This window comes from Ferrovibrio sp., from assembly GCF_002796975.1.
Classification (GTDB): domain Bacteria; phylum Pseudomonadota; class Alphaproteobacteria; order Ferrovibrionales; family Ferrovibrionaceae; genus Ferrovibrio.
In genome coordinates this window covers 38,144-50,691 of the sequence record NZ_PEKV01000007.1, presented here as the reverse complement: position 1 = coordinate 50,691, position 12,548 = coordinate 38,144, and the positions used below count along the sequence as shown (strand labels likewise).

The following is a 12,548-nucleotide window of genomic DNA, read 5'->3' as shown; positions in this document are numbered from 1 at the left end:
ATACGTCATGGGGAGAGATGCCTGGCGTCGCTCAACAGCGCGGATTCTTCCGGTAGAGCGGCGGAGGAAACGAATTCGACATGGTCAAGCTGCAACCGGGTCAGGCCGGCAAAAACCTGACGTATTTGCGCGTCGGCACGGAGCGCATCCGCTCCCTCCGACAATACACCGCAGGCCGCGACCTCATCACGATTGCCGCTGCGCCGCACTGTGACGACAGCACGCAACAGGCCCTCGACGCGACGCGACAGCGTCTCGACATGGCTGGGATAAATGAAAATCTCGCGCGCTTTCACGGCCTGGCCCACCCGCCCCTGCAGCAGCGCAATTCGTGCCACGCCCTGATCTACCCCGGTTTCCAGCGCGGTCGAGACATCCCCGGTGCCGAAGCGAATCATCGGCCAGCCACGCGTCAGCGTCGTCACTACGATTTCGCCGGCAACGCCCTCGGGCAGGGGGACACCTGTGACGGGATCGCAGATCTGCACATAGCGCTCGGGGTGGATCAGATAGCCTTCGACATCGGCGCGCTCGTAGCCAATTAGGCCGAAATCGGCCGTACCGTAGAGCGACCAGGTCTTGATGTTGTAAGTCTGTTCGAGCCGCCGGCGTTTGGCCGACCAGTCGCCGAATTCGCCACCCAGGAAAGCGTGGCGCAATTGCCAGGCGGCCGGCAGTGCATGCCCCTGCGCCTCCAGCCGCTCGATCACGGTCTGGAAGAAAGCCGTGCTGCCGAGGAAAGCTGTCACCGGCAGCTTGAGCAGCAGATCGGCCTGCAGGTCGGTATTGCCGGTGCCGGACGGAATCACGGTGGCGCCCACGGCGCGCAGGCCCTGTTCAAACAGCAAGCCAGCCGGCACCAGATGATAAGACCACGTGTTCAACGCCAGATCGCCCGGGCCCAGCCCTGCAGCAGCGAACATCATGTCCATGCCATGACCAGTGGCGTCTTCGGCGAGCGATGGCTCGAAGATCGGGCCCGGCGAGACATAGATGTGGCTCATCTCACCTGGATGACAGGCGAGATAGCCGCCAAACGGCGGCGCGGCCTGTTGCTGTGCCAGCAGGGTCTCTTTCTTCAGCACCGGCAGGCGATTGAGGTCGGCAGCGCTGCCAATCTCTCCCGGCACCAGATCGGCCGCGACGAACCGTTGCCGCAGGGCCGGCGCCAGCAGGCAGGCCTCGGCATAAAGCTCACGCATACGCTGAAATCGATCAACACTCATGTGATTAGCCGAGCCAGCGCTTGCGACGGCGGTAATGTTTCACGTCGCGGAAATTGCGGCGCTCTTCGCCAATCGAAAGCCCAAGATAGAATTCCTGCACGTCCTGGTTCTGCTCAAGCTGCTCGCGCGTGCCATGCAGCACGATACGCCCGCCATCCATGACATAGCCGTAATCGCACTGGCGAATTGCAGCGCGGGCATTCTGCTCGACCAGCAAAACCGTCATGCCCTCCTCGCGATTGATCCGGCCAATCACCTCGAACAGCTGCTCCACCAGCATCGGCGCCAGACCCATCGACGGTTCATCAAGAATCAGCAGTTTCGGCGCCGCCATCAAGGCGCGACCGATCAGCAGCATCTGCATCTCGCCGCCCGACAGATAGCCGGCGGTGCGCGGCAGAAGATCGGGCAGACGCGGGAAGTAGTTATAAACCTTCTCAAGATCGTGCTTTACCGCGCGCAGATCGCTGCGCCGGTGTGCGCCGATGCGCAGGTTCTGCTCCACCGTCAGGTGTTCAAGAACCTTTCGGCCCTCCAACACCTGCACGATGCCGAGATCGAAGATGCCGATCGGGTCGCCATTCGCAATATTCTTGCCGTTGAACTGAATCTCGCCGGCCGTTACCTCGCCCAGATCGGCATGCAGCAAGCCGGAAATCGCCCGCAGGGTGGTGGTCTTGCCGGCTCCGTTGGAGCCGAGCAAAACCACCATCTTGCCATCGGGCACTTCAATATTGGCGCTGCGCAGCACCTGGATGACGCCGCCATAGACGACATCGACGTTGGTCAGGGTCAATCCCATGCCTGCATCCTCCAAGAGCTGCGCATCGCCATTGTCACCAACTCACCACTTGTCGAAGGCCGGCACCGGCAGCCAGGTATCGCCCAGCGGCTGGATCTTGCCATCAACCACCACCTGGGCCTTGGTCTTGATCGCGCCGACCGGGAACGGAGCCGATGCATCGAAGTCGAGATCCGGCAGCACGCCGAGCAACTCCTGCTCGGTGAACTTGTTGGCCAGCAGGGCGTCATACATCGCCTGGCCGTTCACCTTGTCCTTGCCGACCTTGGCGACAGCCTTTTCCAGCACGCGCAGCGCCAGTAAGGCCTGTGCAGCCGACTGCGTGGTGATGATGCCCCACTGACCGTTGCCGGTCTTGTTGGCCTCATAGATGTCGCGCAGCGGCAGCTTCGCCTGATTGTCCGGCGCGAAGGAGAAGGCCGAATAAGAGCCATTCATCTTCTTCAGATCGAAGCCCTTCGCCACTTCGGTCAGACCGTTGTGAGTCGAGTTGATGATCGGCAGCTTGACGTTCAGCTCTTCCAGAGCCGCCGCCGTAGCCGTGACCTGCGCGGTGGTGCCGCCGACCAAGATCACATCCGGCTTCTTCTCCAGCATCGCGCGGATATTGCTGGTCATCGACACCGGGCTGGTGGCGACCCACTGAGTATCGACCACTTCGAAGCGATCGGCATAGGTCGCTGCCAGCTTCTCCACGCCCTTCACCTGGTCGACGAAGCCTGCCGCAGTCTGCGTGCTAACCGCACCGATGCGCAGCTTGCGGCCCTGCTTTTTCTGTAGCTCATCCAGCAGGCCGGCGAATTCATGGCTGTAGGTCGGCCGGATCGAGAAATGCCAGCCTTCCGGCTTCCACACCATACTGACCATCGCGGTACCGATCAGCATCGGCACCTTGTCGTTCGGCAGGCGGGTCATCAGGGTGGTCAGGTCGGGGGATCCAAAGCCCAGATGCATGATCGGCTGGTCGCGCGACAGGATGCTGGGCCAGGTGCGGGCGATCACGGCAGCGTCATACCGCATGTCGTAGATCTTGATGTTGACCTTGACGCCCAGCTTGGCGCCAACGTCCTTGTTCCACCATGCGGTGATCGTCTCGATACCCGACATCGCATTGGGCATGACGTCAGCAAAAGGACCGCTGAAATCAGCAGACGCCGACATCGTATACTCCGCCGACCAGGCCGGGGCCGACACTGCGGCCAGCATGGCTGCCGCGGCAAAGACTGTCTTGAACGTCATCGTTACCCTCCCATTTTTGGGCTCACAGGCCCTTCTCTTCTCTCTATCGCCGCTCTCACTGACGCGGGAACGGCCAGAGCTGGTATGCAGTCCGCAGCACCGACCAGCGGTGCGCGAGGCCGCGCGGCTCGAAGATCAGCGCCAGCAGGATGCAGGCTCCGAGCACGATATTTGTTGTGGCGAAGACAGCGCCGCCGACCGCATGCGACTGGCTGCGCATGACGAGGGTGGCCACTTCATGCAGGCCTTCCTGAAGGAAGGTGATGAACAGCACGCCGAGGATAGCGCCGACCGGGCTGTGCAGGCCGCCGACGATCAGCATGCCGAGATACCAGACCGAGGCAAACAGCGTGAAACTTTCGATGGTGACGAACTGCAGGAACCAGGCTGTGCAGGCACCGGCGACGCCAGCAAATAATGAACCGGTGAAGAAGGCGGTGATCTTGTAGCGCAGCACCGGAACGCCCATCACTTCGGCTGCCACGTCGTTGTCGCGCACCGCCTTCAGCGCGCGGCCAAGCCGGCTGCGATGCAGGTTGTAGGCCGCATAAGTGGCCAGCAGCACCAGCGCGAGGGTGAAATAATAGAAGTGTTTCGGCGAGCCCATGCTGTATCCGGCGATTTTCAGCGGCTCGACCGGCAGGCCGACCAGACCGCCGAGCCAGTCCTGCGGCAGCCCAAGAATGACAATGGGGAACAGCACCTGGGCCGCCAGCGTGGTAAGCGCCAGGTAGAAGCCCTTTACCCGCGCGGCCGGCAATGCGAACAACACGCTGACCAGCCCGGTGATCACGGCAGCCAGCGGCAGCACCACCCAGAAGGGCAGGCCGTAGGAACTCAGCTTGGCCGCCGCGAAGGCACCGACACCGACAAAGGCGGACTGCGCAATATTGATCTGTCCTGCCATACCCACGGTGACATGCAGCCCGTAGACGGCGATCAATGTGATGAACATCTGCGTGCCGATGCCGAGCAGATACGGGCCAGACATCAACGGCGCCACAAGCAGCAGGATGACGATCAGCAGAACGCCGATCCGCGCCCGGTTGGTCTTCAGGATACCAGCTTCGCCGGTATAGGTGCTGAACTGGATGCCGGTCGGCAGCATGATTACAGCCTTTCAATCTTCTTCCAGCCGAACAGCCCCTGCGGGCGCAACAGCAGGACGCCGATCATCACGGCAAAGGGCAGGACGTTGGAGGCGACGCCGTTGGTGACCGGGTCGAGATAAGCCATAGCGACAGCCTCGCCGACGCCAATCAGGATGCCGGCCAGCGGTGCGCCGCGGATCGATTCCAGGCCACCGAGCAGCGCAACGGGAAGTGCCTTGAAGCCGATGCTGGCGACTTCCAGCGAGACAATGCGTCCCGACAGGAAAACAATGGCGCCGAAAGTGGCCACCACGGTGCCGAGGATCCAGGCCACCGCGATGGCGCCGCGCACCGACACACCGAGCGACAGCGCCGTGTTGTGGTCTTCCGCCACCGCCGCCAGACGCAGGCCGCGCCGCGAACGCGTGAAGAAAAGATGCAGGCCGGCAGTCAGCGCGATCGTGAAAAGTGCGCCAATCAGCAACTTGGTGGAGACCATGAACGGTCCCAGCTGCAACGCACCGCCCGGCAGGAAAGCCGGGAACGGCCGCGTTTCAGCGGTCCAGACCAACTGCGCCGTGCCACGCAGCATCACCAGCAGCGCGATGCTGGCCATGAAAATGGCAAAGGCCGGCTGGCCGATCAGCGGACGGAACACGAAGCGCTCCAGTAGCAGCCCGAAACCGACGCAGGCCACCATCGTCACCAGCAGGCCGAGCCAGAGTGGCATGTCGTAGCCCAGCGCCTTGACACCGAAGGTAAAGGTCCACAGGAAAAGTGCACCGAAGACCAGCACCTCACCCTGTGACAGGTTGACGATCTTGGAGGCGCGGTAGATCACTACGAAGGAGATCGCCACCAGGCCATAGACCAGACCAACCAGGGTGCCATCGATCAGCACTTGCAGGAGCTTGATCACGATGCCGCCTCCACGACGTTTACGGCCACGCGGGCACGCAGACGGCTGACGCTGCCGTCCTGGTATTTGACCTGGATTTCGCTGTCGCAATGCGAAGCGCCGCGATAGAGCGAGTCGATGAGATTCTCATAGCGCTCATGGATCGCTTCCCGTCGCAGCTTGCGCGAGCGGGTCAATTCGGATTCATCGGCGTCGAGTTCCTTGGGCAGCGTCGCGAAACGCAGCACGCGCGCGCCTGGATCGACCAGACGGTTGACGGCGGCAATCACGGCGGCGATCTCGGAACGGATCGCCGGGAGCTGGCTCAGTTCGGTGAAGGTGCCATAGGCCAGGCCATGCAGTTCGGCGAAGCGGCCGGCGATCTCGCTGTCGATATTCACCAGCGCCGTCACGAAGTCATGCGAGGCGTCGCCGATCACGATGGCGTCACGGACCATTGAGGCCGCACGCAGATGGTTTTCAAAGAACTGCGGCGGATAGGCCTGACCGGTACGCAGGCGGCGCATGTCCTTCAGGCGGTCGAGGAAGATCAACTGGCCGTTTTCGTCGATACGCACCGCATCGCCGGTGGCATAGCCGTCTTCGGCATTGCCCAGCTCCTTCGAGGCTTCCTCATTTTTCAGATACCCCGAGAAGGCCGGCAGCCGCAGGCGCAACTGGCTGCTGCCATCCACCCAGGCCTCGGTCGACCCGGCGATGCTCGGATCGCAGGGCATCAGTTCGCCCATCGTTTCAGGACGATAAACTGTGCCGCGCCGATGCGAAGAGACCAGACCGAGTTCAGTCGAGCCGTAGAGATTGCCCAGCGGCACCCCGAAAGCATGGAAGCGCATGAACAACTCGGCCGACAGGCCCGAACCGCCGCTGAGCACGCCACGCACCTTCGACAGGCCGAGCAGATCACGCACGCCACGCAGGATCAGCATATCTGCCAGTGGCGCCAGCATATGGCGCGTAAAGAACCCGGCCTTGTCTGACAACCGTGCGCGGCCGACGCGCAAACCCCAGGCGAACAGCGCGCGACGCAGCACGCCGGCATCCATCATGCGGGCCTCAACACCGGAGGCGAGCATCTCCCACTGGCGCGGGGTGAACATCAGGTATTCTGGACCCACTTCGCGCAGGTCGTGCTGCACGGTCTCTGGCTTTTCCGCATAATAGAGAATCATCGGCGCCAGCAGTGCGAGACCGATACCAAAATACTGCTCGGCAGCCCAGGCCGGCGAGATATATGACAGGTAACGTGCGGCCGGCTCGACGCCGAGCGAGCCCATCAGACGATAAGCATTGTCGAGGATGAAGGCATGCGACAGCATCGCGCCTTTCGGACGCCCCGTGGTGCCGGAGGTGTAGCAATAGACAGCCACATCTTCCTGCCGCCCCAGATCGATCTCGGCATCCAGCCAAGCATCATCCCGATGGGTCGCGCCGCGCTCCAGCAGGGTTTCCAGCGACACCAGCGCCGCAACCTTGTAGTCCCACAGCCCACGCCCATCGATGTGGAAGACGGCGCGGATCGCCGGGGCGCGCGACATGATCGTCAGGATCTTGTCGATCTGCTCCTGGTCCTCGCCCACCACCATGGCGGCTTCGGAATGCTCCAGCAGATAGCCGAGTTCATCGACCGAGGCGTCGGGATAGGCCGAGACCGTACGGGCACCCAGGCACAGCGCACCGAGTTCGAGGAGGAACTGTTCTTCCAGATTTTCCGACACCAGCGCCAGCACTTCGCCGCGCTTCAGGCCGCTGGCAGCCAGGCCACGCGCGCACAAACGCACCAGACGGTTTACGTCACTCCAGTCGCGGTTGCGCCAGATGCCGGCGCGCTTGCTGCGAATGGCCGGTCGACCGCCGAATTCTCGCACGCGGTCTCGCAACAGCTGCGGCAGGGTTCGCCCCGCCGCCATGCGCGTGTCTTTGACCGGAGTGGCGCGCAGAGTCGTCATGGCTATTCCTTGCCCAGATAGGCGGCGATCACCGCCGGATCGCGGCGCACCTCGGCCGGCGTGCCGACCGCGATGACGCGACCGAAATCGATCACGGTCACGGTGTCGGAGATATCCATCACCACTTCCATGTCATGCTCGACCAAAACCACCGGAATGCCGCGCGCATCGCGGATGTCGAGGATGTAGCGGGCCAGGTCGCCCTTCTCTTCCGGATTCATGCCGGCCATCGGCTCGTCCATGATCAGGACCTTGGGGTCGAGCGCGATGGCGCGTCCCAGATCGACCCGCTTGCGCAGGCCATAGCTGAGGTCGCCGACCACGGTATGGCGCAGTTCTTCCAGTTCGAGGAATTCGATGATCTCCTCGGCCTTGGCGGCGAAAGCTTCTTCCTCGCGGCGGACACGCCCCCAGTAGAGCAGCGCATCGAGCATGCCGGTGCGCATGCAGTTATGGAAGCCAGTGAGAATGTTCTCGCGCGCCGTCATGCTCGGATAGGTCTGGATACCCTGGAAGGTGCGGCCCATTCCCACTGCGGCACGACGGTTCGGCGCCAGGCGGGTGATATCCCCGCCCATGAAGCGCACCGATCCGGTCTGCGGACGGTAGAAGCCCGACAGGCAGTTCAGCAAGCTCGACTTGCCGGCACCGTTCGGGCCGATGATGGCGTGGATTTCGCCCGGCCGGACGCGGATGGAGACCTGCTTCAGCGCTTCGACATTGCCGAAACGCAGATGCAGGTCCCTCGCCTCGAGGACGAGGTCGCTATCCACAGCAATCGCCGACATCAGGAGAAGCTGACGTCCAGACCGCATTCACGGGCGATGAGCAGCTTCTGAATCTGCGAGCTGCCGTCACCGATGGTGCATACGCGGTTGTCGCGCATGTAACGCGACACCGGGCAATCGTCCATGAAGCCCCAACCGCCATGGATCTGCACCGCCAGGTTGGCGCATTTCGACCCGGCTTCAGTGGCGTGGTATTTCGCCATCGACAGGTCCATCAGGTTGTGATGGCCGTTATCGACGCCCCAGGCGGCGCGATAGGTGATCAGGCGCGCGGAGTCGACCAGCAGGGCCATCTCCGCAATCATTTCCTGCACCATCTGCAGCCGGCCGATCGAGCCGCCGAAAGCCTGGCGCGTCTGCGCATAGCGGATCGAGTGGTCAAGACAGGCCTGCGCCAGACCCAGCGAGCAAGTGGCGAGGAAGAGTCGGGCAGCCTGATAGCCCTTATGCAGCACGAAGCGGCCCTTGTGCGGCTGGCCGATGATGTTGTCGCCACTCAATTCGCAGTCGCTGAAATACAGCGGACGGGTATCCGACGAACGCCAGCCCATCTTGCGATACTTGTTGCCACGCGTGTAGCCGGGCGAATCGTTCGGCACCAGGAACAGCGTGTAGGACTTGTTTGGTGCATCCGGCGGACTGCTGACGGTCAGCAGTAGCGTGAAGGTCGACAGGTCGGTGCCGGCATTGGTGATATAGGCCTTTTCGCCGTTGATCACCCAGCGATTGCCACCGACTTCACGGGCGCGGGTCTTGAAACCCGCCGTGTCGCTGCCGGCATCCGGCTCGGTGCCGGCGATGGCGCACATCTTCTGGCCGCTCACGATGTCGGGCAGCCACTGTTCGGCCTGCTCCTGCGTGCCGAAGCGTGCAAGCGTCAGGCCGGTCGCCATGCTCACCATCGCCGAAACGGCCAGCGACTGATCGGCACGCGCCACTTCTTCCAGCGCCAGCACGGCGTCAAACACGCCCAGGCCCATGCCGCCCAGGCTCTCCGGGAAGGGAATCGACATCACGCCGAGATCGCCGAGCTTCTTGAACAGGTCGGCGGGAAATTCGCCGGTGCGATCCAGCTCTTCAGCCCGTGGCGCGATTTCCGCCTGGGCAAACTCCCTGACCTTGGCCTGCAGATTCAGCTGATCCTGCGTGAGTTCGAAATTCATCTATCCCTCGTTTGGTCTTGCGGCTGTGAATGACATGATGGATTGGTGCAGATCGCTGGTCAGTGCAGCGCCGGGCTGCGCACTGAAGCCGCGTGTTGCAAGTTCGATCAGGGCTTCCGAGGCCTGCTCGGCCGTCCAGGGACCCTCGGGCGAGTACCACTTGGTGACCCAGTGGACGGCGCCCAACAGCATGAAGACCGCGAGCTTGGGATTGACCGGCACAATGCTGCCGTCGCGGATGCCTTCCTCGACCAGGCGGCGAAGCCGCTTTTCGAAGGCATCGCGCAGCGCGATGATCGGGCCCGCGGTACCGTCGGCCAGCGCGTTTTCCTCCAGGATCAGCACCGGCACGCCCATGTCACTGATCATGGTGCGCAGGTAGCCGGTCATGCCGATGCGGATTTTTTCCAGGCCATTGCTGCCGTCGCGCTCGCCGATGCCGAGATGCTCGTTGGCGATTTCCATCGCTTCCTCGTGGCAGGCGAAGAGCAGGTCGTTCTTGTTGTTCACATAGCGATAGAGCGCGGTCTTGGTGACACCGAGACGCTCGGCGACATCGTCCAGCGTGGTGCCGTGGCTGCCGCGCCGGTTAAAGACGCGCGCTGCCTCACGGATGATGGCTTTCCGCTTGTTATCAGTCTGCTCGGCGCGGCTTGGCACCGCGTTTGCCCACTTGCTCATCGTTCCTCCGAATCAGGGGGTGGCTCTTGAGATCGCCATTTTGCCTGATCCTTCACTCAAGTTACATGTTGGAACTATAAATGCAACATGAGAAACTATTGTTACTCAATATTCACTAAATAAATCTATTCGAAGGAAATCAGAGATGAGCGACCAAGCCCGAAGCAAAGAAGTGGCGGTAATCTGCGGAGGAACAGCCGGAATTGGCCTGGCCACCGCCAGAGCCCTGCTGACCGACGGGGTTGGCCATGTCATGCTGGTCGGGCGAAACCCGGTGCGCGGCGCGACTGCCTGCGACAGCCTGCAGCGGGTAGCACCCGGCGCAGATATTCGATTCACCCCTGCCGATCTGGCGCAGCCCGCGCAGGCGGCGGGAGCCATAGAGGCGAGTATCGCCGCCTTTGGCAGGATCGATACGCTGCTGAGCGGCGCCGGCGGCGATCCGCTGCCACGCCTGCTGCATGACACCCCGCTCGAAGATGTGCAGCAGATCATCGGCAGCCTCACTTCCAGCGTCCTGTTGCCGGTGCGCGCCGCCCTGCCGCACATGATCGCGCGGAAATCCGGCACCATCCTGTGCATCGCCTCGGATGCGGGAAAGGTGGCAACGCCAGGTGAGGTCTGCATCGGCGCCGCCATGGCTGCAATTGCGATGTTTTGCCGCGCACTGGCCATCGAAGCCAAGCGCAATGGCATCCGCGTGAACTGCCTGACACCCAGCATCGTGCGCGACACGCCGTTGTATCACACGCTGATGGCCGATCCGTTTGCCGGCAAACTGTTCGCCAAGGCCGAAAGCCTGGCACGCCTCGGCGTGGTCAGTCCCGACGATCTGGCGGCACTCGTCGTGTTTCTGTCAAGCCCAGCAGCGGCGCGGCTCACGGGCCAGACCATCAGCGTCAACGGCGGCATTTCCGCCGCGTAGTCCAGAAGAGGAGACAGAGATGAGCGGACCGCTTTCCGGCCTGAAGATCATCGAGATGCCATCGATCGGCCCTGTGCCATTCTGCGGCATGCTGCTGGCCGATCTGGGTGCAGACGTACTGCGCATTGATCGCACCGGTGATGTCGATCTTGGACTGCCGATCAAACCGGAATACGAATTGCTGGGGCGCGGTAAACGGTCGCTGGCACTCAACCTGAAGGATGCCAAGGCCATCGCGCTGGTGCTCGACCTGATCGCCCGCGCCGATATCGTCATCGAAGGCTTCCGTCCGGGCGTGATGGAACGTCTCGGGCTCGGACCGGATGCAGCGCATCAGCGCAATCCGCAGCTGATCTACGGCCGCATGACCGGCTGGGGTCAGAACGGCCCGCTCGCCATGGCGGCAGGGCATGACATTAACTACATCGCGCTGACCGGAGCATTACATGCCATCGGCCACAGGGGCGGCAAACCCGTGCCGCCGTTAAACCTCGTCGGCGATTTTGGCGGCGGGTCGCTCTATCTCGCCATGGGCGTGTTAGCAGCCCTGTTCGAGCGGCAGAAATCAGGAAGCGGGCAGGTGGTCGACGCCGCCATGGTGGATGGTGCTGCCTCTCTGATGACCATGTTCTACGGCATGAAGGGCATCGGGCTGTGGAGCGACGTGCGGGGCGACAATATACTGGATGGTGCTGCGCCCTGGTACGACACGTATGAATGCCGTGACGGCGGCTTTGTGGCTGTCGGCTCGGTTGAGGGCAAGTTCTATGCCGAACTAGTGCAGAAACTAGGCCTCGATGTCACTGTGCTACCTAAGCAGTATGACGGGAAATCCTGGCCTTCTCTGCGCGACGCCATTGCGACCGCCTTTAAATCGAAGACGCGTACTGAATGGTGCGACATCATGGAAGGAAGTAATGTCTGTTTCGCTCCGGTACTTGGACTCGAGGAAGCGCCGCAGCATTCCCATATGAAGGCGCGTGAAACCTTCGTGTCACCTGACGGCATCACACAGCCCGCGCCGGCGCCACGTTTCTCGCGTACTCCGGGCGCGATCCGTCGCAGCCCCCCAAGCCGCGGCGAAGGCGGTGAACAGGCCCTCATCGACTGGGGCTACAAACCGGCTGATGGTAATTAGCCCTTCGGGCACCTATCCGTCGCTTCTTATGCCAAACATGGTAGGACGGACCCCTGAATTAGCTTTGTTCGGTTTCTGGATGGCACAATTGAATGGTCTTCATATTGCCCATTCAGACAGCATGAAAATGGAGGAGAACTTTCAGTGTCAATGAGCACTCATATCCTGCATCACGGGATGTACTTCGAAGACTTTGAAGTTGGCCAACAGTTCTCGACGAACACAGCAAGGGCCACAAAAGATGAGGTCATTCAGTTCGCAAAGGAATGGGACCAGCAGTATTTTCATCTCGACGAAGAAGCGGCGAAAAAGAGTACATTTGGGATGCTCGTCGGGAGCGGCCTTCACGTTCTTATGTTGAGCTGGAAACTCTTCGACCGTACAGGGATATTGCGAAACACGGCTGTAGCGGGTGTCGGGTTCGATGACCTGCGATTTAAAGCGCCGTTCCTCCCGGACGAAGATATACATGTAGAACTGTCGGTTCTGGAGAAGTCGCTCACATCCAAGTCAGATCGCGGAAAGCTCCGCGTCAAGTTCAACACATATGACAGCAGCCATCAGAATATATTCACGTTCACGCTCATTGTACTTGTTGCCTGCCGGCCATGCTAATCGGTTCGCGCACAA

The 12,548-nt window shown here is 61.8% G+C and carries 12 protein-coding genes; 3 read left to right on the top strand and 9 right to left on the bottom strand.

From position 1 onward, the window contains the following. Positions 1–5 precede the first annotated feature (5 nt). Genes CTR53_RS09720 through CTR53_RS09680 form a run of 9 tightly spaced genes read right to left on the bottom strand, consistent with a single transcriptional unit; the run spans position 6 to position 9,855 of the window. Positions 6–1,226, bottom strand: a complete 1,221-nt coding sequence (locus CTR53_RS09720) for a hypothetical protein (protein WP_290812096.1) — start codon at positions 1,224–1,226, stop codon at positions 6–8. A 4-nt stretch (positions 1,227–1,230) separates the two neighbouring features. After that, positions 1,231–2,028, bottom strand: a complete 798-nt coding sequence (locus tag CTR53_RS09715; protein WP_290812093.1) for an ABC transporter ATP-binding protein — start codon at positions 2,026–2,028, stop codon at positions 1,231–1,233. 42 nt (positions 2,029–2,070) lie between these two features. Next, the gene (locus CTR53_RS09710; protein ID WP_290812089.1) at positions 2,071–3,267 is read right to left on the bottom strand and encodes an ABC transporter substrate-binding protein; all 1,197 of its coding nucleotides are present in this window, start codon (positions 3,265–3,267) and stop codon (positions 2,071–2,073) included. A gap of 55 nt (positions 3,268–3,322) precedes the next feature. After that, positions 3,323–4,375: a branched-chain amino acid ABC transporter permease gene (locus CTR53_RS09705; protein ID WP_290812086.1), complete on the bottom strand. Its 1,053-nt coding sequence runs from the start codon at positions 4,373–4,375 to the stop codon at positions 3,323–3,325. A gap of 2 nt (positions 4,376–4,377) precedes the next feature. Further along, positions 4,378–5,277, bottom strand: a complete 900-nt coding sequence (locus tag CTR53_RS09700) for a branched-chain amino acid ABC transporter permease (protein WP_290812083.1) — start codon at positions 5,275–5,277, stop codon at positions 4,378–4,380. Next, entirely contained in the window at positions 5,274–7,223 is a 1,950-nt protein-coding gene (locus CTR53_RS09695) for a long-chain fatty acid--CoA ligase (protein ID WP_290812080.1), read from the bottom strand. The genes CTR53_RS09700 and CTR53_RS09695 overlap by 4 nt, the downstream gene beginning before the upstream one ends. Positions 7,224–7,225: 2 nt before the next feature. Further along, positions 7,226–8,011 carry an ABC transporter ATP-binding protein gene (locus CTR53_RS09690; RefSeq protein WP_290812077.1) on the bottom strand — a complete coding sequence of 262 codons (786 nt, stop codon included), beginning with the start codon at positions 8,009–8,011 and terminating at the stop codon, positions 7,226–7,228. Continuing rightward, positions 8,011–9,174: an acyl-CoA dehydrogenase family protein gene (locus tag CTR53_RS09685; protein ID WP_290812074.1), complete on the bottom strand. Its 1,164-nt coding sequence runs from the start codon at positions 9,172–9,174 to the stop codon at positions 8,011–8,013. The genes CTR53_RS09690 and CTR53_RS09685 overlap by 1 nt, the downstream gene beginning before the upstream one ends. Beyond that, entirely contained in the window at positions 9,175–9,855 is a 681-nt protein-coding gene (locus CTR53_RS09680; RefSeq protein ID WP_290812071.1) for a TetR/AcrR family transcriptional regulator, read from the bottom strand. Positions 9,856–10,000: 145 nt separating this feature from the next. Between CTR53_RS09680 and CTR53_RS09675 the strand changes: the two genes are divergently transcribed. The 3 genes from CTR53_RS09675 (at position 10,001) to CTR53_RS09665 (ending at position 12,533) form a co-directional block, all read left to right on the top strand. Continuing rightward, positions 10,001–10,780: an SDR family NAD(P)-dependent oxidoreductase gene (locus CTR53_RS09675; protein WP_290812068.1), complete on the top strand. Its 780-nt coding sequence runs from the start codon at positions 10,001–10,003 to the stop codon at positions 10,778–10,780. Positions 10,781–10,799: 19 nt separating this feature from the next. Further along, positions 10,800–11,918 (top strand): CaiB/BaiF CoA-transferase family protein, encoded by a 1,119-nt coding sequence (locus CTR53_RS09670; protein ID WP_290812065.1) that lies wholly within the window; start codon positions 10,800–10,802, stop codon positions 11,916–11,918. A gap of 150 nt (positions 11,919–12,068) precedes the next feature. Next, positions 12,069–12,533: a MaoC/PaaZ C-terminal domain-containing protein gene (locus tag CTR53_RS09665; RefSeq protein ID WP_290812062.1), complete on the top strand. Its 465-nt coding sequence runs from the start codon at positions 12,069–12,071 to the stop codon at positions 12,531–12,533. The last annotated feature ends 15 nt before the right edge of the window (positions 12,534–12,548 follow it).

Bases quoted from the DNA above. Each gene is read 5' to 3' on its own strand.
- CTR53_RS09720 (WP_290812096.1), bottom strand. From the start codon at position 1,226: ATGAGTGTTGATCGATTTCAGCGTATGCGTGAGCTTTATGCCGAGGCC.
- CTR53_RS09715 (WP_290812093.1), bottom strand. From the start codon at position 2,028: ATGGGATTGACCCTGACCAACGTCGATGTCGTCTATGGCGGCGTCATC.
- CTR53_RS09710 (WP_290812089.1), bottom strand. From the start codon at position 3,267: ATGACGTTCAAGACAGTCTTTGCCGCGGCAGCCATGCTGGCCGCAGTG.
- CTR53_RS09705 (WP_290812086.1), bottom strand. From the start codon at position 4,375: ATGCTGCCGACCGGCATCCAGTTCAGCACCTATACCGGCGAAGCTGGT.
- CTR53_RS09695 (WP_290812080.1), bottom strand. From the start codon at position 7,223: ATGACGACTCTGCGCGCCACTCCGGTCAAAGACACGCGCATGGCGGCG.
- CTR53_RS09690 (WP_290812077.1), bottom strand. From the start codon at position 8,011: ATGTCGGCGATTGCTGTGGATAGCGACCTCGTCCTCGAGGCGAGGGAC.
- CTR53_RS09685 (WP_290812074.1), bottom strand. From the start codon at position 9,174: ATGAATTTCGAACTCACGCAGGATCAGCTGAATCTGCAGGCCAAGGTC.
- CTR53_RS09680 (WP_290812071.1), bottom strand. From the start codon at position 9,855: ATGAGCAAGTGGGCAAACGCGGTGCCAAGCCGCGCCGAGCAGACTGAT.
- CTR53_RS09675 (WP_290812068.1), top strand. From the start codon at position 10,001: ATGAGCGACCAAGCCCGAAGCAAAGAAGTGGCGGTAATCTGCGGAGGA.
- CTR53_RS09670 (WP_290812065.1), top strand. From the start codon at position 10,800: ATGAGCGGACCGCTTTCCGGCCTGAAGATCATCGAGATGCCATCGATC.
- CTR53_RS09665 (WP_290812062.1), top strand. From the start codon at position 12,069: ATGAGCACTCATATCCTGCATCACGGGATGTACTTCGAAGACTTTGAA.